This is a genomic window from Paraliomyxa miuraensis (assembly GCF_026337845.1).
GTDB classification, from domain to species: domain Bacteria; phylum Myxococcota_A; class Polyangia; order Nannocystales; family Nannocystaceae; genus Paraliomyxa; species Paraliomyxa miuraensis.
In genome coordinates, this window is sequence record NZ_JAOVZF010000149.1 from 237843 (window position 1) to 255202 (window position 17360).

Annotated in this window: 14 protein-coding genes; 7 read left to right on the top strand and 7 right to left on the bottom strand. The window is 70.2% G+C overall.

The annotated features are described in order from the left end of the window. Window positions 1–87 precede the first annotated feature (87 nt). Both rpsI and rplM read right to left on the bottom strand, forming a co-directional pair. On the bottom strand, window positions 88–486 hold the full coding sequence (rpsI, locus tag OEB96_RS16675) for a 30S ribosomal protein S9 (protein ID WP_456320258.1): 399 nt from the start codon (window positions 484–486) through the stop codon (window positions 88–90). 53 nt (window positions 487–539) lie between these two features. Beyond that, on the bottom strand, window positions 540–974 hold the full coding sequence (rplM, locus tag OEB96_RS16680; protein ID WP_266216928.1) for a 50S ribosomal protein L13: 435 nt from the start codon (window positions 972–974) through the stop codon (window positions 540–542). A 175-nt stretch (window positions 975–1149) separates the two neighbouring features. On the opposite strand from rplM, the gene OEB96_RS16685 reads away from it, so the two are divergent. The 5 genes from OEB96_RS16685 to OEB96_RS16705 all read left to right on the top strand — a co-directional run bounded on the left by OEB96_RS16685 (window position 1150) and on the right by OEB96_RS16705 (window position 7276). Continuing rightward, a complete protein-coding gene (locus tag OEB96_RS16685; RefSeq protein WP_266216929.1) occupies window positions 1150–2127 on the top strand; it encodes a GGDEF domain-containing response regulator in 978 nt (325 codons plus the stop codon). Window positions 2128–2158: 31 nt separating this feature from the next. Beyond that, window positions 2159–3049: an NAD(+)/NADH kinase gene (locus OEB96_RS16690; RefSeq protein ID WP_266216930.1), complete on the top strand. Its 891-nt coding sequence runs from the start codon at window positions 2159–2161 to the stop codon at window positions 3047–3049. Between the two features lie 159 nt (window positions 3050–3208). After that, window positions 3209–3559, top strand: coding sequence for a hypothetical protein (locus tag OEB96_RS16695; RefSeq protein WP_266216931.1), 351 nt, complete (start codon window positions 3209–3211; stop codon window positions 3557–3559). A 316-nt stretch (window positions 3560–3875) separates the two neighbouring features. After that, entirely contained in the window at window positions 3876–5180 is a 1305-nt protein-coding gene (locus OEB96_RS16700; RefSeq protein WP_266216932.1) for a hypothetical protein, read from the top strand. Window positions 5181–5185: 5 nt separating this feature from the next. Beyond that, window positions 5186–7276 carry an MFS transporter gene (locus OEB96_RS16705; RefSeq protein ID WP_266216933.1) on the top strand — a complete coding sequence of 697 codons (2091 nt, stop codon included), beginning with the start codon at window positions 5186–5188 and terminating at the stop codon, window positions 7274–7276. Here the strand turns inward: OEB96_RS16705 and OEB96_RS16710 are convergent. Beyond that, complete coding sequence (locus tag OEB96_RS16710) at window positions 7195–7749, bottom strand: HIT family protein (RefSeq protein WP_266216934.1); 555 nt, start codon at window positions 7747–7749, stop codon at window positions 7195–7197. The genes OEB96_RS16705 and OEB96_RS16710 overlap by 82 nt on opposite strands. Window positions 7750–7859: 110 nt before the next feature. After that, window positions 7860–9722, bottom strand: a complete 1863-nt coding sequence (argS, locus tag OEB96_RS16715) for an arginine--tRNA ligase (protein ID WP_266216935.1) — start codon at window positions 9720–9722, stop codon at window positions 7860–7862. Between the two features lie 148 nt (window positions 9723–9870). Here argS and recN point away from each other — a divergent pair, with 148 nt between their 5' ends. Both recN and OEB96_RS16725 read left to right on the top strand, forming a co-directional pair. Then, window positions 9871–11610 carry a DNA repair protein RecN gene (gene recN, locus OEB96_RS16720; protein WP_266216936.1) on the top strand — a complete coding sequence of 580 codons (1740 nt, stop codon included), beginning with the start codon at window positions 9871–9873 and terminating at the stop codon, window positions 11608–11610. Between the two features lie 38 nt (window positions 11611–11648). After that, window positions 11649–12947, top strand: coding sequence for an AAA family ATPase (locus OEB96_RS16725; RefSeq protein WP_266216937.1), 1299 nt, complete (start codon window positions 11649–11651; stop codon window positions 12945–12947). A 676-nt stretch (window positions 12948–13623) separates the two neighbouring features. Here the strand turns inward: OEB96_RS16725 and OEB96_RS16730 are convergent. The 3 genes from OEB96_RS16730 to OEB96_RS16740 are packed head-to-tail and all read right to left on the bottom strand — an operon-like array spanning window position 13624 to window position 17267. Next, window positions 13624–13863, bottom strand: coding sequence for a hypothetical protein (locus OEB96_RS16730; RefSeq protein WP_266216938.1), 240 nt, complete (start codon window positions 13861–13863; stop codon window positions 13624–13626). Next, window positions 13860–14624 carry a hypothetical protein gene (locus OEB96_RS16735; RefSeq protein ID WP_266216939.1) on the bottom strand — a complete coding sequence of 255 codons (765 nt, stop codon included), beginning with the start codon at window positions 14622–14624 and terminating at the stop codon, window positions 13860–13862. The genes OEB96_RS16730 and OEB96_RS16735 overlap by 4 nt, the downstream gene beginning before the upstream one ends. Window positions 14625–14678: 54 nt before the next feature. Beyond that, window positions 14679–17267, bottom strand: coding sequence for a protein kinase domain-containing protein (locus OEB96_RS16740; protein ID WP_266216940.1), 2589 nt, complete (start codon window positions 17265–17267; stop codon window positions 14679–14681). Window positions 17268–17360 lie beyond the last annotated feature (93 nt).

The following is a 17360-nucleotide window of genomic DNA, read 5'->3' on the forward strand; positions in this document are numbered from 1 at the left end:
GGCCCGGTCGCTGCGGCCGCCCCAACGAAAAAGGAGCGCAGCACCGTGGTGCCGCGCTCCCCCCATGGCGCGCGTCTCGTTGGGATCTCAGCGCTTGCTGAACTGGAAGCGAGCGCGGGCGCCCTTGCGGCCGTACTTCTTGCGCTCCTTCTTGCGGGCGTCGCGGGTGAAGTAGCCCGGTGCCTTGAGCGCATCGCGGTACTCCTCGCTGACGCGCAGCAGGGCGCGCGCGATCCCCAGGCGAATGGCCCCGGCCTGGCCCGAGAGCCCGCCGCCCTTGACCGTGCACCACACGTCGTACTTGTCGGAGGTGTTGGTGGCGTAGAGCGGCTGCTCCACGATCTTGAGGTTGGTGGGGCGGGTCAGGTACTGCTCGGCGTCACGGCGGTTGATCGTGATCGTGCCGTCGCCGTCGTACATCCACACTCGAGCCACCGCCGTCTTGCGGCGCCCGGTGGCGTAGAACTTCATCGTTTCGGTGGCCATCGTATCCAGTGCTTCGGTGAGTGGGCCGGTCTAGTCGTCCGTGGTCGTCCAGTTTAGCCGCCCAGCTGGAACGCCTTGGGGTTCTGGGCCGCGTGCGGGTGCTCGGCGCCTGCGTAGACCTTGAGCTTCTTGAAGGTGGTCCGCCCCAGTGCGTTGCGGGGCAGCATGCGCTTGACGGCCTGCTTGATCACTTCCTCGGGCTTGGTCGCCAGCACCTCGCGGGCGGTGGCGTGCTTCATGTTGCCGAGGTAGCCGGTGAAGCGATGGTACTCCTTCTGGTCGAGCTTGCGCCCGGTCAGCTTCACCTTGTCGGCGTTGATCACGACCACGAAGTCGCCGGCGTCGAGGTGGGGAGTGAAGATCGGCTTGTGCTTGCCGCGGAGCAGCGTGGCGATCTGGGTGGCGGCTCGACCGAGCGTGGCGCCGTCGAGATCGACCACCCACCACTCGCGCTCGAGCGTGGCGGTATTCGGGTATGGCGTGGCCATGGGGGCGGGAGCCTTACGTCACGCCCTGGGGGCTGTCAAGGCGAACGAGGCACCCGGGGAGCCGTCTGCGCACTTCGCGGGGGACCACCGGTGTGAGGGGAGATCGGGTGGTTTCCCATTGGTCCGAGCGATCGGCTGTCGGTTTGCCCGTGAACGGGCATACTACGCGGGACTCGTGAACGCAGCAGCTCCTCAGGGCGCTCCCGCCAAGGTCTTGGTCGCGGACGACTCCGACACCGAGCGGGCCGCGGCGCGTCAAGCGCTGACCGAGGCCGGGTACGAGGTGGTCGAGGCCATCGATGGACAGCATGCCCTCGAGGTCTTTGGCCGCGAGCGCCCCGATCTCGTGTTGCTCGACGTGGTGATGCCGAGGCTCACCGGACTCGAGACCTGTCGGATCCTCAAGGCCAAGACCCAGGCGACGTACCTGCCGGTCATCATGGTCAGCACCCGGAATTCGGTCAACGCCCGGGTCGAGGGGCTGCGCTCGGGGGCCGACGACTACCTCGGCAAGCCCTACGATGCCGACGAGCTGCGGGCCCGGGTGGAGGCGCTGTTGCGTACGCGCAAGGTGCTGCGTGACAGCGGCGACGGCGGGCGTCCGCCGCCGCTGCGCGAGGGGGCGGTGGGCGACACGGCGCCGCGTGGGGACATCGACCGGTCCGATCCCGCGTTCACGCGTCGCCTCGAGGAGGAGTTCGATCGCGCCGAGCGCTACAGCGATCCGCTCACCTGCCTGCGAGTGGAGCTCGACCAGTACGAGGCGATCCTCACCGATCACGGCTCCGAGGTCGCTGGCGAGTTCACGGTCGCGATGCGCGAGGTCGTGGGCAACAGCATCCGCAAGATCGACCTCGTGTACCGAGCCGGGGATAGCGGCTACCTGCTGGTGCTGCCCAACACCCACTTCCCCGGGGCGCTGGCCGTGGCCGAGCGCGTGGTGCGGGACATCCGCAAGCTCCGATCCGGCGCCGCCCCCGAGCTGCGCACCACCGTGAGCGTGGGCGTGTCGTTCTTCCCCAACAAGGACACGCATTCGCTGCAGGACATGCTGCAGCTGGTCGACGCTGCGCTCGATCGGGCCAGGGGCGAGGGCGGAGGGTTCGTGTGCCTGTATCAGCACCAAGGGTATCTCTACCGTCCCGAGGACTAGCCGTGGCGTCCGTCCGTTCGTTTGGGTCGTGATGGATCGCAACGCCATCGTCGAGGTCGGCGCGGTGCGGCTGGTGTGCCGCGATGGATCCACGGCAACCGACGCGGCCGTGGCCACGGCGGTGCGCCTGCGTCAGGCCGGGATCGAGGTCAACCTGCCGCTCGAGCTGGCTCAGCGGATGGGCGATCGCATGCCCTCGGGCTGTGCGGTGCTCGACCTCGACGACCGCGAGGAGCGGCTGGACCTGGTGCTGGCGCTGGGGGGCGACGGCACGCTGCTGCGGGCGGCTCGTCTGGCGGCCGAGCGCGACGTGCCGCTGATGGGCATCAACCTCGGCACGCTGGGCTTCCTGGCCGCGTATGGAGCGGGGCAGCTCGAGGAGGCGCTGGCGGATGCCGTTGCGGGCAGGCTGACGTGGCGCCCGCGCCTGCGCATGCACGTGACGGTGCGGCGCAAGGCGGGACCGTGGGAGTGCACCGGCAGCAACGACGTCTACGTCAAGCACGGCGAGCTGCCGCGGATGATCGATCTCGGCACCAGCGTGGGCGGCTCGCCGATGGCCCGCTATCGCGCCGATGGCCTGCTCGTGTGCACCCCGATGGGCTCGACCGCCTACAACCTCGCGGCGGGGGGTCCGATCGTCAATGCGGGGACCGACGCGTTCACCATCACGCCGATCTGTCCGCACAGCCTCACCCATCGCCCGGTGGTGACCTCGGCCAACGAGCCCATCGGCGTGGTCTACAGCGGGCCCGTCGACGCGGGGTCGGCCACGCTCTCGGTCGACGGGCTCTGGGGCAGCAGCCTCGAGGTGGGGGACGAGATCGAGGTGACGCGGGCGGAGCGGCCGCTCAAGCTCGTGCCACCGTCGGCGTCGGTGTTCGAGGTGCTGCGGCACAAGATGGGGTGGAGCAAGGAGTAGCGGGGGCGGGGGTCGAGATCAGCGGAGCGGACGAGTGTGGCGAACGGCGCGTCGCGGCGTATCTTGCACTTGCAGCTCGCCCCAGCATTGACGTCGTTTCCGTACCATCGAAGCGTGGCAGGGATGCAATCCACCGCCCGCGTCGAAGACTGAGTCGTAGTGACCTCGTTCCATGATCGGTCGTCGGGCGCGCTGCCGCTTCGCACGTCGCGGTGGTTTGCCTGGGTCGATCGCATGCCGCCCTGGCCGGGCGCGCTGCACGTGACCGGGGTGGTGGTGATGTCCTCGGCGGGCTACGACGTTCGGCTCGTTCCGAGTCCGCAGCAGCGCGATCCCGATGTGCTCGTGCTCGAGCTGGAGATCACCGAGCGACCAGGGTCATGGCCGCGGGAGGTCACCCCGATCACGGTGCGCTACGATGGCCGGCCCGAGGCGGGAACCTACGAGAAGGTGGTGGTGCGGCTACCCAGCGGGCAGGAGATCCCGCTGCCGTTCGACGAGACGTTCTAGCCCTGCCCGCGCCCGAAGCGAACGCGCGCAACGTCCGGCGACGAGGAGCGTGTGGCGCGAGGCCGCGGGCGGGTGAGGATGCACCACGGCGAGCCCCCGCGTGGCTTGGGCGCCCGGGAATGTCTCGGGGCTCTGAGGCGTGCCTGGCGGCGGTCGCCCCGACGAGCGGTCTGGGCGACACTTCGAGCGGATCGGGATCATGGGACGAGCTGCGGCAGGGCTCTGGGTAGCGGGATTGCTCGCGTGTACGCACGGGGGCTCGCCGTCACCGCCTGCGCCGATCGCCACGGTCGAAGTCCTGCCCAACCCCCAGCCCATGACGTCGGCCGCGATCGAACCTCAGTCGGGTCCGCGTTCCGAGATCGTCGAGGGCTTCGATCCGCCGCCATGGTTGCTCGAGGAGCCTTCGACCCTGCACGTCTCATGGGCCGACCTCGTCGTTCCCCTGTCCACCGTCCCACCTTCGATCACGCCGGCGACCCCGGCCTGGCCCGAGGACGTGGAGACCTCGCCACCCCAGGCCCCGCAGCCCGTGCTCGAGCCCCGGCCGTGTCGCCGCGAACACTACCTCGCCCACGACTCGCGGCCGCTACGAACCGTTGCACTCGAGTACGACGCTCGCGGGCGCGTGGTGGACGAGCGCATCGACGAGGACACCGATGGGACCATCGATCGGCGGCTTCGCTACACCTGGACCCGCGACGACGTGCTCGTGCGAGTGAGCGAGCGGCTGGCCCCGGAGCCCACCTGCGACGGGCTGATGCCGGCGATCGTCTACGAGACCACCCATCACTACGACGCGCATGGGGTGTGGCTGGGCTCCCGGATGGAGCAGGGCGGCCAGCTCGTCTCGGAAGGTCCGTGGCGCAGCACCCTCTATGACGAGCGTGGACGTCCGGTGCAGTGGACGGAGCACCAGCACGGCGAGTTCCTGCGTGCGGTCACGCTGCGGTGGGACGAGCGCGATCGCTTGCTCGAGCGCGCCACCCATGCCCGGGAGCCGCTCGTGGTGGAGCGCTGGCACCACGGCGCCGACGGTCGCGAGCGCTACCACGCGCGCTGGGACGCGGGCACGTGGTCGGTCGAGCGCGAGCGGCTCGATGATCACGGGCGCGCGGTCGTGGTGCAGCACGACCACGATGGCGACGGTCGCGTCGATACCCACGAGCGGCGCTCCTACGATGCCGCGGGCCGCGAGGTCGAGCGCCGGCTCGACACGGATCTCGACGGCGAGCCCGACCAGCGGATCGTGCAGACCTGGCAGCACGACGAGGCGGGCCGCCTGCTTCGCTGGTCCCGCAAGCAGGAGGACAGCTGGGTCGAGGACTTCGAGGAGCATCGCTACGATGCCGAGGGTCGGGAGGTCGAGCGCCGGTCCGAGTACAACCGGGCGGTGATCTCGGCCGGCGATCTGATCGGCTACGTCGAGCGTGAGCACTGGCGCGGCGAGCACGACGAGCGGGGGCGGATCGTCCGCGAGCACGTGCTGCAGGGAGAACTGGGGCCCAACGAGCGCATCGAGCTGCGCTACGACTGTCGCAAGCCCTATGTGCGTCACCCGCGGCGCAACCCCCTCGACCACCCGGAGACGGCGGCGCAGTGCTTCGAGGTGTTCGAGTGATCGCGGTGCTCCGCCACGCGGGCTTGCGTCGATTGTGGGCGGGCGACCTGGTCTCGATGCTCGGAGACTGGCTCACGTACGTCGCGGTGGGCGTGCTGGCGATCGAGCACGGGGGCGCGCTGGCTGTACTGGGGGTGCTGCTGGCCCATACCGTGCCCCGGGCCCTGGTGGCTCCGTGGGCGGGGCGGGTGGCCGATCGTCACGATCGTCGTACGGTGCTCGTGCTCGGCAGCATGGTGCGGGGCGCGACGGTGCTGGGCATGGTGGTCGCTGCTTCGGCGGATGCTTGCGGCTGGGTGCAGGCACTGCTCGTGGCTCGCATGGCGGCGGGGGCCTTCGTCGATGCGGCGGCCGGCGCGGCGGTGCCTCGCTTGGTCCCGAGCGCGGTGCTGCCCGAGGCCCACGCGCTGCTGGGCACCACGTGGAGCGTGGTGTTCGGGGTGGGCGTGGCCGCGGGCGGTGTGGTAACGGCGGTCGTGGGGCCGGTGGGGGCGCTGGTGGCCGATGCCGTCACGTTCTTCGTGGCTGCGGCGATCTACGCCGGGCTCCCGCGTCTCGACCCTTCGCGCGATGGCGACGATTCCGGTCGAGCACGACGCTGGTCCGAGGTGCTCGCGTATGTCTGGGCCCGTCCGTCGCTGCGGCGCGCGGCGCTGACCAAGGGACCGGTGATGCTCGCCAATGGAGTGGCCTTCGTGCTTGCCCATGCGATCGCGGGTCGCGAGCAGGGGGCGGCCGTGGCGATGACGCTGGGCACGCTGCATCTGTGGCGGGCGGTCGGCACCGGGATCGGACCGATCCTGTGGATTCGGATTCGGGCCCTGCGGGGCACGGAGACCGGCCTCCGCGCTGCGCTGGGGGTGGTGGTCCTGGGCGTGGGGACGTTCGTCGCCGCCGATGGGGTGGCGCTATTGTGGGGGCTGGCGTGGAGTCTGGGATGGTTGGGTGCGCTGCTATGGGGCTTGGGAGTCGGCGCACACTGGGCCACTGCGGCTGCCCGCCTGCAACAGCTCACGCCCGATCCCCTGCGAGGGCGGCTGACCGCGATCGATCTGGTCGTCCACACCGCAGGGCAGGGCCTGGGCGGGCTGCTCGGGGCGATGGTGCTCGCGCTCCTCGCCTGTCGACCGACGCCGAGGCACGAGCCGATCGCGACCGTACCGACGTCGACGAACCATGAGCCCGAGCCCACTCCGACTTCGACTCCTCGTCCGCTCACGCTCGAGCAGCGTCTCGATGCCCACGCCGTGACGGCCGATGATCACGTGCGCCTTGTCCTCTACACCTGGACCACGCCGCTACAGATCGAGGCCCTGCGCGCGGGTGGTCCCCTGCTGGTGGCCGATGCGTCGACGGGAGGGCATGCCTCGCCCTTCAATCGCCGGCTCGCCGAGATGGTCGAGCAGCGTCGCCCGGGCCATGAGATCGCGGCGCTGTTGCACGAGCGTCCCGGGCTCACCAAGCGTCGCTACGCGTGGCCGAGCCCGTTCGGTACCGTGCTGGGCAAGGGTCCGCAGCGCTACGGCTCGGCGCTCATCCGCGTGGAGCTGCGCCCGCAGGCGGTGTTCGCCGCGCTCGATCCCTCCGTCGACCCGCCGTGGCGGTTTCACGACGGGCGGGGGCGGATCGTGTCCGAGGCCGAGATCCTGGCCGAGCCCGGGCGGCTGGGCGTGGTCTACCACCAGCAGCTCGGCGCGCACGAGAGCATCCCGTTTCGCGAGCACGTGCTGTGCAACGAGGCGATGGTGGCGAAGTGGTCGGTGGGAACGGCGGAGATCCGCGAGCGAGTGGAGGCCGAGCGCGCGCTGATGCTCGAGCTGGCCGAGGGCCCGTTCGGCGAGGCAGCCGCCGCGGCCTTCACCGCGGTGGAGCGCTGGCAAGCGTGGCCGCAGTGGATCGATCCCCTGCCTCCGCCGACCTTGCTGTCGCGCTGGCACCGAACCCTGGCCTTCGACAACGCGCGCTATCGGCCCACGCCCGCGCACCTGCGGGCCATTGCCGATGCGCTCGCCGATTATGACCCGACGGGTCCCGAACTGTGGGGTCCGGCGCCGTCGGACTCGGGAAGCGGCAACGCGAGCCAGGCCTCGCGATAGGCGTCCCGCAGGGTCTCCCACTCGGCGGGCTCGCCCACCCACACGCCCTCGGACCAGCTGAAGATGTCGGCGGGCTTGTCGTCGGGCTCGTAGAGCGGGATCACGTGCACGTGCAGGTGGCGGGAGGTCTGGGTGAGCTCGCCCGCGCTGCTGCCGGTGCTCGCGACGTAGCAGCGGCGGGGGCGACGAACGTGCTCGATCACCCGCGCCGCGTGCAGCGACAGCCGACAGGCCTCGAGCCAGGTCCAGGGGGCGACCTCGGAGTACGAGACCACGTGGGCCTTGGGCATGATCATCAGGTGGCCCCAGCGGCGCACGTAGCGGGGCAGCATCACCAGCATGTGCTCGTCCTCGTGCACCGCGTACACCGGACCCACCGCACGATCCCGGATCGCACACATCAGGCACGACGGCTCCCCGCCTTCGGTCCGGATGCTCGCGAGCGCCTCGGCGCGGGAGATGAGGCGGGGCACGTTGCGATCATGCCCCGGTGGCTGGCGCTCGACCACCGGGAGCTGCCCCCGACGGCAACGATCGTTCCATGGCCGGGTGGGCTACGGCCGGGTGGGCGACGCGTCGGCGCCTACATCCGCTGCGGTGCCTCGATCCCCAGCAGTCCCAGTCCCCACGTCAGCCCCGCGAGCGCTGCGCTCACCAGGACGAGCCGACCGTCGAGCACGCTGCCCTCGGCGCTGAGCACGTGGCACTGCTTGGAGTTGCTGAACCGGTTGATCGCCTTGGCCAGCTCGAGCAGGTAGTTGCACATCACCGACGGTCGCAGCTCCTGGGCCGCGCGGTGGGCCTGCGGCCCCAGCTGCGCCAGCGCCAGCAACAACCCACGCTCCTCGGGCTGCTGCAGCGCCGCTCCGGCCGCGCTCAGGCGCTCGGCGTTGCTCGTCAGGGTGGGGTCGAGTCCCTTGCCCGCCTCCTCGGCCTTGCGAAGGATCGACCGCATCCGCGCGGCGCTGTACTGCAGGTACGGCCCGGTGTCGCCCTCGACGGCCAGCCACGCGTCCATGTCGAACACGATCTTCTGCCGGACGTCGTGGGCCAGCATGCCGAACCGGATCGCCCCCAGGGCGACCTGATGGGCGACGAGCGCGATCTCCTCCTCCGACCACTCGCTCGTGTACTTGGACAGGTAGTTCTCGCGCAGGTGGCGGGTCATCCGCTCGCGCAGCGCGGAGAACAGGATCACGTTGCCCTTGCGCGTGGCCATGGCCCCGCTGGGCAGCTCCACCATCTCGTAGGGCACGTGCTCGCTGCGCTCGGCCTGCTCGAAGCCCATCTTCTTCAGCGTGAGGAACACGTGGCGAAAGTGGTCGCTCTGGCGCACGTCGACCACGTAGATCGAGCGATCGATCTCGTGCTCCTCGAACTTGAGCTGGGCCAGCGCGAGATCCTTGGTGGCGTAGAGGCTGGTGCCGTCGCGCTTGCGCAGCATGAAGAACGGCATGTGCTTGATCTCCTCGTTGAAGATCCCCACCGCCCCCTCGCTCTCCACGAACACGCCGCGCTGCAGGTACTCTTCCACCATCCGCAGGCCGAGCTCGTCGACCTCGCTCTCGTAGAACACCCGGTCGAAGCTCACCCCGGACCAGCGGTAGATCTCGTCGAACTCCTCGAGCGACCACTGCCGGGTTCGCTCCCACACGGCGATCAGCTCGGGGTCGCGAGCCTCGAGCTTGCGCAGGATCTCGGTGGTGCGGGCCTTGGCCGCGTCGAGCGAGGCCTTGGCGGCGGCATCGCCGGCCGTGGCGGCCTCCTCCCAGTCGGTGAGCTGGTTGCTGGCGGCCGAGTACAGCTCGCCCAGCCACTCGCCACGCGCATGGTCGGGGGGCGTGCGCTTGGCCTCGTCGAGCACGTCGAGGTACCACCACAGGCACTTGGCGATGTGCGCCCCCACGTCGCCGAGGTAGTTGGCTGCGACCACCTGGTAGCCGTCGGCCCGCAGCAGGCGCACGATCGAGTCGCCCAGGCAGAGGTTGCGCATGTGCCCCACGTGGAACGCCTTGTGCGTGTTGGGCTGCGAGTACTCGACCATGACCCTCTCGGCGACTCGTTCCGCGACTCGTTCCGCGACTCGCTCCGCGACTCGCTCCGCGCGAGACGGCGGCGCGGGCGTCTGCCCGCGGGCGAGCGGCGCGAGCACCAGCGGTGCGGCGTGCTGCAGATCGAGGCGGAGGTTGACGTAGGGACCGGTCGGGCGAGCCTCGGCCACCAGCCCCTCGCGGGGGATGGCCGTCGCGATCTCCTGGGCGATCGCCGGAGGGCTTTTGCGCAGGACCTTGGCCAGCCGGAAGCACGGGAACGCCAGATCGCCCAGATCGGGGTTGGGGGGCGTCTCGATCAGGGCGGCAACGTCGCCAACGTCGAGGGCGGCGGCTTCGGGCAGGGCTGCCACCAGCACGTGGGCAGCAGCCAGGACCAGGGGCGAGGTCTCCATATGGCCGGCAAGCCTAGTCGCGAACCCGGTCCCTGGCCACCGCAGCGGCTCGTGGACGCGACCGGCTCGCAGATGCCCGGGTTCGTCGGTGGGGTTGGTGTGCCCGGTGTACCCGGCCTGCCCGCCCCTGCTAGCCTCCCGCGGCGCCATGCTCGGCTACCTCCGCATCCGCGGCCTCGCGCTGCTCGACGACGTGACCCTGGAGCTGTCGCCCGGGATGAACGTGCTCACCGGAGAGACCGGCGCGGGCAAGTCGATCATCGTGGAGGCGCTGTCGCTGCTGCGAGGAGCGCGAGGCCGGCCCGAGCTCGTGCGCCAGGGAGAGGAGGCAGCCACCGTCGATGCCTGCTTCGAGCCCGGCGCCAGCATGTGGCCGCGGCTGCGGGCCGCGTTCGAGGAGCACGGGGTGCCGGCCGACGAGGAGGAGCAGGTGGTGCTGCGACGGGTGGTGCCCCGTAGTGGTCGCGGGCGCTCGTTCGTGCAAGCCACGCCCACCACCCAGGCGGTGCTGTCGCGGGTGGGCGAGCTGCTCGTGGACATCTGCAGCCAGCACGAGCATCACTTCCTCACCCATCCTGCGCGGCACCTCGAGGTGCTCGATGCATGGGCCAAGCTCGAGGGGGCGCGGACCGAGCACGGTCGGGCCCATCGCGCGCTCCGTGACGCGCAGGACCGCCGTCAGGCGCTGCAAGAGCGGGCCCGGCAGGCTGGCTCGCGCAGCGACTATCTGCGCTTCCAGATCGACGAGCTCGAGGCGATCTCGCCCCAGCCAGGCGAGCACGAGGCCCTGCGTCGACGGCTGGGGCTGTTGCGCGACGCCCAGCGCTGGGCCGAGTTCGCTCGCGATGCCCATGTCTCGCTCTACGAGGCCGACGACGCGATCGCGAGTCGCCTGGGCAGCCTGCTCGATCGGGCCCGCCGCGGCGGCGAGGGCTCGGAGCTGCTGGCCCAGATGCAGGAGCAGCTCGCCGCGGCTCAGGTGGCCTGCGAGGAGGCGGCGCAGGCGGCCGCTCGCTTCGCCGAGGAGCTGGAGATCGAGCCCGGAGAGCTCGAGCTGGCCGAGGAGCGCATGCACGAGCTCGAGGGCCTGCGCCGCAAGCACGGCGTCGAGGTGGATGCGCTCGCCGACGAGCTCGAGCGGATGCGCGAGGAGCTGGCCTCGCTCGAGCGGGTCGAGGACGACCTGGCCGGGCTCGACGACGAGGTCGGTCGGGCTCGTGACGCGTGCATGGGCAGCGCCAAGCGTCTGCACGATGCTCGGGTGGCGGCGGCCGAGGGCCTCGCCCACGCGGTGCAGGCCGAGCTTCGCATCCTGCACATGCCGGGCGCACGCCTGGCCGTGCAGGTGCAGGCGCCCGACCCCACCGAGCCCGGACCCACCGGCATCGACCACGTGCAGTTCCTGTTCACCGCCAACCCGGGCGAGCCCCTGGCCCCGCTGTCGCGGGTGGCCTCGGGGGGCGAGCTGTCGCGGGTGCTCTTGGCCATCAAGAACGCGCTGACCCACGAGGATCGCGTGGCCACGTATGTGTTCGACGAGGTCGATGCGGGCGTGGGCGGGGCGGTCGCGGTGGCGATCGGTCGTCGGCTCAAGGCGGCGGCGGCCGGGCACCAGGTGCTGTGTGTGACGCACCTGCCGCAGATCGCGGCGTTTGCCGACGCCCACTATCGCGTGGACAAGCGCACCCACAAGGGGCGCACCATCACTCGGGTGGCGCGGCTGACCGACGACGAGCGGGTGGAGGAGCTCGCGCGCATGCTGGGAGGCGAGGCGGTCGGGCCGAGCGCTCGCGAGCATGCGCGGCAGCTCCTGGCCGATGCGGCGGGGACCAGGATCAAGGCGAGCAAGCGGCCGGCCGCGCGGCGCAAGACCGCCGCCGCGCGCTGATCCGCGCCCACCGCCGGGCGTTGGTCTATCATCCTGGCATGCTCTCCCGCCTGCACACCCGTGACGTGGGGCCAGCGTCGGAGATGACGCTCGAGCTGGGGAGCCGTCTCAATTTGTTGACCGGCGACAACGGCCTGGGCAAGAGCTTCGTGCTCGATGTGGTGTGGTGGGTCCTGACCGGGAGCTGGGCAAGCGCGGCGGCGCTGCCGAGTGGCGGCAAACCCCGAATCGAGTACGAGGAGCGGGGAGGCGGCAAGGTCGTCGCGGAGTTTTCGTTTGCCAACCAGCGGTGGGGTTGGTCGTCGGTGAAGGGGCGGGCCCCTCGAGGATCGGTCCTCTACCTCGGTGTGGATCGACTCTCGGCGTTCGTGCTCGATCGCAATCGCTTCCCGGAATCGATTGGGCAGCTGGACGTCGACTCTCACGCCGAGCCTACCCACTTCTCGTTCACCGGCCGCGATCTCTGGGATGGCATGTCCGATGCCTCTGGGCGGCCGATCTGCAACGGCATCGTTCGCGACTGGGTCAACTGGATGCGCAGTCGATCCGCCGGTGAGGCACGGCCGGCGGGCATACCGGCGCCGTTCGATCTGCTCGAGCAGGTGCTCGCGGTCTTGTCACCCGGACCGGACGAGCGCTTCGTGCCCGGACCCCCTCGTCGGGTCACCGTCGCGGACTCGAGGGAGATTCCCACCTTGCGCACTCCGTGGGAGCGCGACCCTGTTCCGATCACCCTCGTATCGGCCGGGATCAAGCGGGTGCTCGAACTCGCCTATGCGCTGGTTTGGGCCTGGTTCGAGCACGTGCAGATCGCCGAGCTGCTCCACCAACCACGTCAGCGGGAATTGCTCATCCTCGTGGACGAGCCCGAGACCCACCTGCACCCCAGGTGGCAGCGCACCATCTTGCCTGCGCTCGTCGAGGTGGCCAAGGTCCTCGACCCGTCCTTGAACGTGCAGCTCTTCGTGACCACGCACTCGCCGGTGGTGCTCGCCTCGATCGAGACCATCGTCGAGCCCGAGCGAGATCGTCTGTTTCACTTCGATGGTCGTGGCGCCGACGTCCACGTGGATGCGCTGGACTGGGTCAAGCAGGGAGATGCCGTGGGTTGGCTCAGCTCTGCCGTGTTCGAGGTCGAAGGTGGCGGCCGGTCGCTCGAGGCCACCCGCACGATTCGTTGGGCCGATGCCTTCATGCTGGGCCACCTCGACGAGATTCCTCTTCATCTACGAGACAGGCGGAGCCTCGAAGCCGAGCTGCGCCGGGTCCTTGGCGGTGATGACGAGTACTGGACGTACTGGTACGAGCCCGAGCCCAAGGGAGACGTGGCACAGTGATCCCCGTGAGGGCCGGGCCCGAACCGGTCGGGTTCGACGAGCGCACACGGCAACCGGGGTTGCGTTGGCTCGAGCAGACCCGCTATCTCGACCGTGGCCGACCACGGAGCCTGTGGGGTTGGTGCGCCGAGCCCCTGCGAGAGGTCTTCCACGAACGTTGTGGATGGTTGGCCATGTACATCGCGGACGGCGAGGTCGATCACTTCATCAGCTGGAACGAGTGTCGCCAGGAGCATCCCCATCTCGCGTACGAGTGGACCAACTACCGCTATGCATCGCCGAGGATCAACAGTCGCAAGCGTCAGGCACGAGCATTGCTCGATCCATTCGAGGTCCAGCATGGGTGGTTCCGTGTCGAGTTGCCATCCCTGCAGTTGGTGTGCACCGAGCAGATCCCTGCCAAACATCGCGCCCGAGCGGAACGGACCTTGGAGGCTCTGGACCTGATCAGGGGGACGCGCGTCCGTCGACTTCGCGAGGGATGGTTGCGTCGGTATCGCAAGAATCAGCTATCCCTGCACGGGTTGCTCGATTTCGCACCGCTCGTGGGCGAGGCGGTGTCTGCCTTGCTCGAAGCCCCCGAGGACACTCTGTCCGTCGAGCTTCGGGCCTATCGACACCGATTGGTCTCGGATCGCGAGCAGGCCGGGGCCACAGTCCCCCGAGCGTGAGTCGCTCAATCCGGGGCGTCGTACGCTCGTCCGCCGAAGCGGGGGTTGGCCATGATCTCGCGTGCGAGGCGGTCGCTGAAGTGGCTGCCTTCCTTGGCGTAGGCGTCGGCCTCCGTCGCGTGAAGACGCACGCGCACCGCCGACATCGCCATCCCGCCCACCACCACCTCGATGACCAGGGCGCCGCTGCCCTCCCGGAGCACGCGATACATCAGCGGGCTCCGGTACAGGACCTCTTCGCTCACTGGATCTCCTTCACGGCAGCCTTGTCGACCGGCGCGTTGATGACCATCACCTCGGGCACGTTGCCGGAGGTGTAGCCGCCGAACTTGAAGCAGTCCGTGTCCTCCTCGCTCTGGCACTTCCACACGCCGGGGTCGCTGTCGACGGGCAGGCGCACGCAGGCGTCGGGGGCATCGTGGAGATCCAGCGTCATCATGCGCAGCGGGCCCTCGAAGTTCTTGGCGGGCAGACCGAGCGCCTGACCGATCACGGCGGGATCGTGCACGTCGCCGTTCATCGACTTGGTCACGGCCTCCTCGATCACCTTGGTGGGCGCGGCGAACAGGTAGCAGCCGGTGTCGTCGCAGCGGCCGAAGTTCGTGGCTCCGGTCTCGACCACGAAGTTCTGGTACGGCGTCTCCTTCATGAGCCACGAGACCTTCATGTCCGGGAAGTTCTTTTGCAGGTGCTCGACGATGCCGTAGGGCTTGGCCCGCTCATCGGCCTCCTTGGAGGTGGCGGCCTGCTTCTCGTCGCAGGTGCCGGTGGAGACGGCGGCGATGGGCGCGGACGGCTGCGCCGGATCGGCGGCGATGGGCTCGGGCGCCTTGGCGTCGGCGGGCTCGGGCGCCTTGACGTCGACGGGCTCGGGCGCCTTGGCTTCGGTCTTGGCGGGCGTCTTGGCTTCGGCCTTGGGGGCGGGTGCCTTGGCTTCGGTCTTGGCGTCGTCGCAAGCGGCGAGGAGGAGCGCGCCCGTCAGGGCGAAATGGATCGTGCGTGGCATCTTGGAGCCTCGAGTGTTTCGTCGTCTTGGGTGGGGAGCAATGGGAGTCGGGGATCATGGCCACTTGGCGATGCACAGCGGTCGTGGCCCCTTCTTCTCGGCATCGAGCGAGGTGCTGGTCTTGGCCGGGAGCGCGAGCACGGCTGCCTTGCCCTTCCACAGCGCGGTGGTCCAGTACTTGCCCTTCTTGACGTGGGCCGCGAACTTGCGCGCGGTCTGGGGACCGGCGAGCGTCCAGCTCGACACGCCGACGAAGGACTGCTTGCCGAGGCTCTTGCAGTAGGCCCGGGCCTCGGCGTGCGTACCCGAGGGCCCGGGCTTGGCGAGGGTGAGGTAGCGACCCACGCGAATCGTCCCGGGCGGGGTGGGGGGCGGATGGGCGGGGTCGACGATCGACCGACCCCCACCGCCATCGTCGTCGTCGTCGTCGGGATCGGGGCCCTCGGGGATCCCGGTGGTGGGCTCGTCGCCGAGCACGAGATCGTCGTCGGTGGTGGTCCCGGTCGGCGCCCCGGTGGTCCCGACGTCGGTGGGTTCGCCGCTGGTCGTCGTGGCGGCCGCGGTCGTATCGCCACCGGCCTCCGTGCTGTCCTGGGTCTCGATGCCGCCCCCGCTGGTGCTCCCCCGATCGCCGGCGTCGATCTCGGCCTCCGCCGTGGTGGGGATGTCGTCGATCACCGTCGACGGAGCCCTGGCGCTCGCGACCGGGTCGTGGCCCGGCTGGTCCGGTCCACGCGTGAGAGCCACCAGCACGCTCGCAACGATCACCGTGACCCCGGCGATCAAGAGCCACGCGCGTCGATCGGGTCGCGCCGGCTTGCGCGATTCCTCCATCACGCGGCGCCGCGTCGTGGGCAGCAGGGTGTCGGGTGGAGCGGCATCGTTCTCGCTGGGATCGTCGCCGTCACCGCGCTCCCGGGCCGCCCGCCCGGCCTGGCTCGCTTCCCCGTGGCCAGTGCTCCGTGGTCCCACGGAAACGGTGGGCGGGGCCGGTTCCTCTCGGCTGGGCTCGCCATCGACCACCACGCCCGCGAGCGCGTCCTGGTCGAAGGGCTCGAGCGCGTCGATCAACGCCTGGGCGCTCTGGAAGCGCTCCTCGGGATCCTTGCGGAGGCATCGCTCCACGATCTCCACCAGCTCGGGAGGAACGCCACGCACGAGCTCGGGGATGGGCGTGGGATCGTCGGTGGTGACCATGAGCAAGGTCCCCGCCACGCTCGGACCCCCGAACGCGGTCTTGCCCGTGAGCGCCTTGTAGAGGATGGCGCCCGTGGCCCACAGGTCCGTGCGCACGTCGGCCCGCGAGGCTCCCTTGAACTGCTCGGGCGACATGTACTCGGGCGTGCCGAGCAAGGCTCCGTGCTCGGTTTCGACCTCGCTGCTGCCGTCGGTGAGCTTGCTGACCCCGAAGTCCATGATCTTGACCACGGGCGAGCCGACCTCGGGCTGGTGCACGAACAGGTTCTCGGGCTTGAGGTCGCGGTGGATGATGCCGCGTCGATGTGCGGCCTCGAGCCCCGCGAGGGCCTGCCGCACGATGCCGGCCGCAAGCGAGGGATCGAGGCGCTCCTCGTCGCGGATGAGCTGCCCCAGGCTCTTGCCGCGCAGCCGCTCCATCACGATGTAGGGACCGAGCGGCCCGATGCCGAAGTCGAAGATCTCGCAGACGTTGGGGTGGCCGATGCGCCCGGCGGCCTTGGCCTCGGCGCGGAAGCGGGCCACGGTCTCTTCGTCGCGTCCGGCCTCGGGGCGAATGAGCTTGATCGCCACCGGGCGCTCGACCAGCGTGTTGATGGCCGCCCACACGGCCGCCATGCCGCCCTTGCCGAGCTGTCGCACGAAGCGGAACTTGCCGTGCAGCACCCGCCCCTCGAGCGGCAGCGGCATGTCCGTGTCGGGGCACTTGAGCAGATGCGGCGGGTGGTCGCCGCCGCAGTGAGGGCACCGCGGCAGCGTCGGGCCGTCGGGGCGCGCCGCCTCGTCGCTCACCCGCGGGAGGGTAGCACGGCCGGGGCCAGCCGGGAGCAGGGCCCTCGTGGGGGGAGGCGTGCGCGGGGATGGCCGCCGAACGGCTGGGGTCCCCCGCCCACGATGGCCCGACTCGCGCGGCGGGAACGAGCACGGACCACGCGTGGGGCTCGCCGCCATGCGACGTGCGACCGCGTGCCGGAACGCGGCCCTACCGAGCACCGCGCCGAGCGTTCCGGTGTTCACGCCGTAGCCCGAAGAGAACAGCGAGACCCCGCGCTCGGGGGCGCCGAAGAACTCGAGGATCGCATGCTCGAGCTCGGAGTGGATCCGGAGCGTGCCTCCATTGATGGGGGAGCTCGCGGCACCGAGCCCATGACGATCGAGCGCCGCCTTGGCGGCCGCGATGACCTCGGGGTGATAGCCGAGCCCGAGGTAGTTGTAGGACGAGAGGTTGATCAGCCGCAGCGGGCGTCCATTCCTGCGCTCGGCGCAGACCTCGGGCCGCGAGGCCCCCTCGCGGATCGGCTCGTAGACGTACTGGTCATCGGCCTCCGCCGCCTCCCGCCACGCGGCAAAGCGCTCGTGCTCCGGTGCCTCGCCGTCGATGCTCCGCAGGAACGTGTCGTACGAAGCATCGAGGTACTCGGGGCGGCCACTTGCGGCGCTCGGCATCGGTCACCCTGCCAGAGCAACCGCCGTGCCAGCGACCGATCACCCGATCCCTCGGCCCTCGCGAGCGGTCGTGCGTGCGGGTGTGCGCCGCTT

Coding starts and splice junctions, on each gene's coding strand:
- rpsI (WP_456320258.1), bottom strand. CDS start 486: ATGGCCACCGAAACGATGAAGTTCTACGCCACCGGGCGCCGCAAGACG.
- argS (WP_266216935.1), bottom strand. CDS start 9,722: ATGGAGACCTCGCCCCTGGTCCTGGCTGCTGCCCACGTGCTGGTGGCA.
- OEB96_RS16725 (WP_266216937.1), top strand. CDS start 11,649: ATGCTCTCCCGCCTGCACACCCGTGACGTGGGGCCAGCGTCGGAGATG.
- OEB96_RS16700 (WP_266216932.1), top strand. CDS start 3,876: ATGACGTCGGCCGCGATCGAACCTCAGTCGGGTCCGCGTTCCGAGATC.
- OEB96_RS16740 (WP_266216940.1), bottom strand. CDS start 17,267: ATGCCGAGCGCCGCAAGTGGCCGCCCCGAGTACCTCGATGCTTCGTAC.
- rplM (WP_266216928.1), bottom strand. CDS start 974: ATGGCCACGCCATACCCGAATACCGCCACGCTCGAGCGCGAGTGGTGG.
- OEB96_RS16735 (WP_266216939.1), bottom strand. CDS start 14,624: ATGCCACGCACGATCCATTTCGCCCTGACGGGCGCGCTCCTCCTCGCC.
- recN (WP_266216936.1), top strand. CDS start 9,871: ATGCTCGGCTACCTCCGCATCCGCGGCCTCGCGCTGCTCGACGACGTG.
- OEB96_RS16690 (WP_266216930.1), top strand. CDS start 2,159: ATGGATCGCAACGCCATCGTCGAGGTCGGCGCGGTGCGGCTGGTGTGC.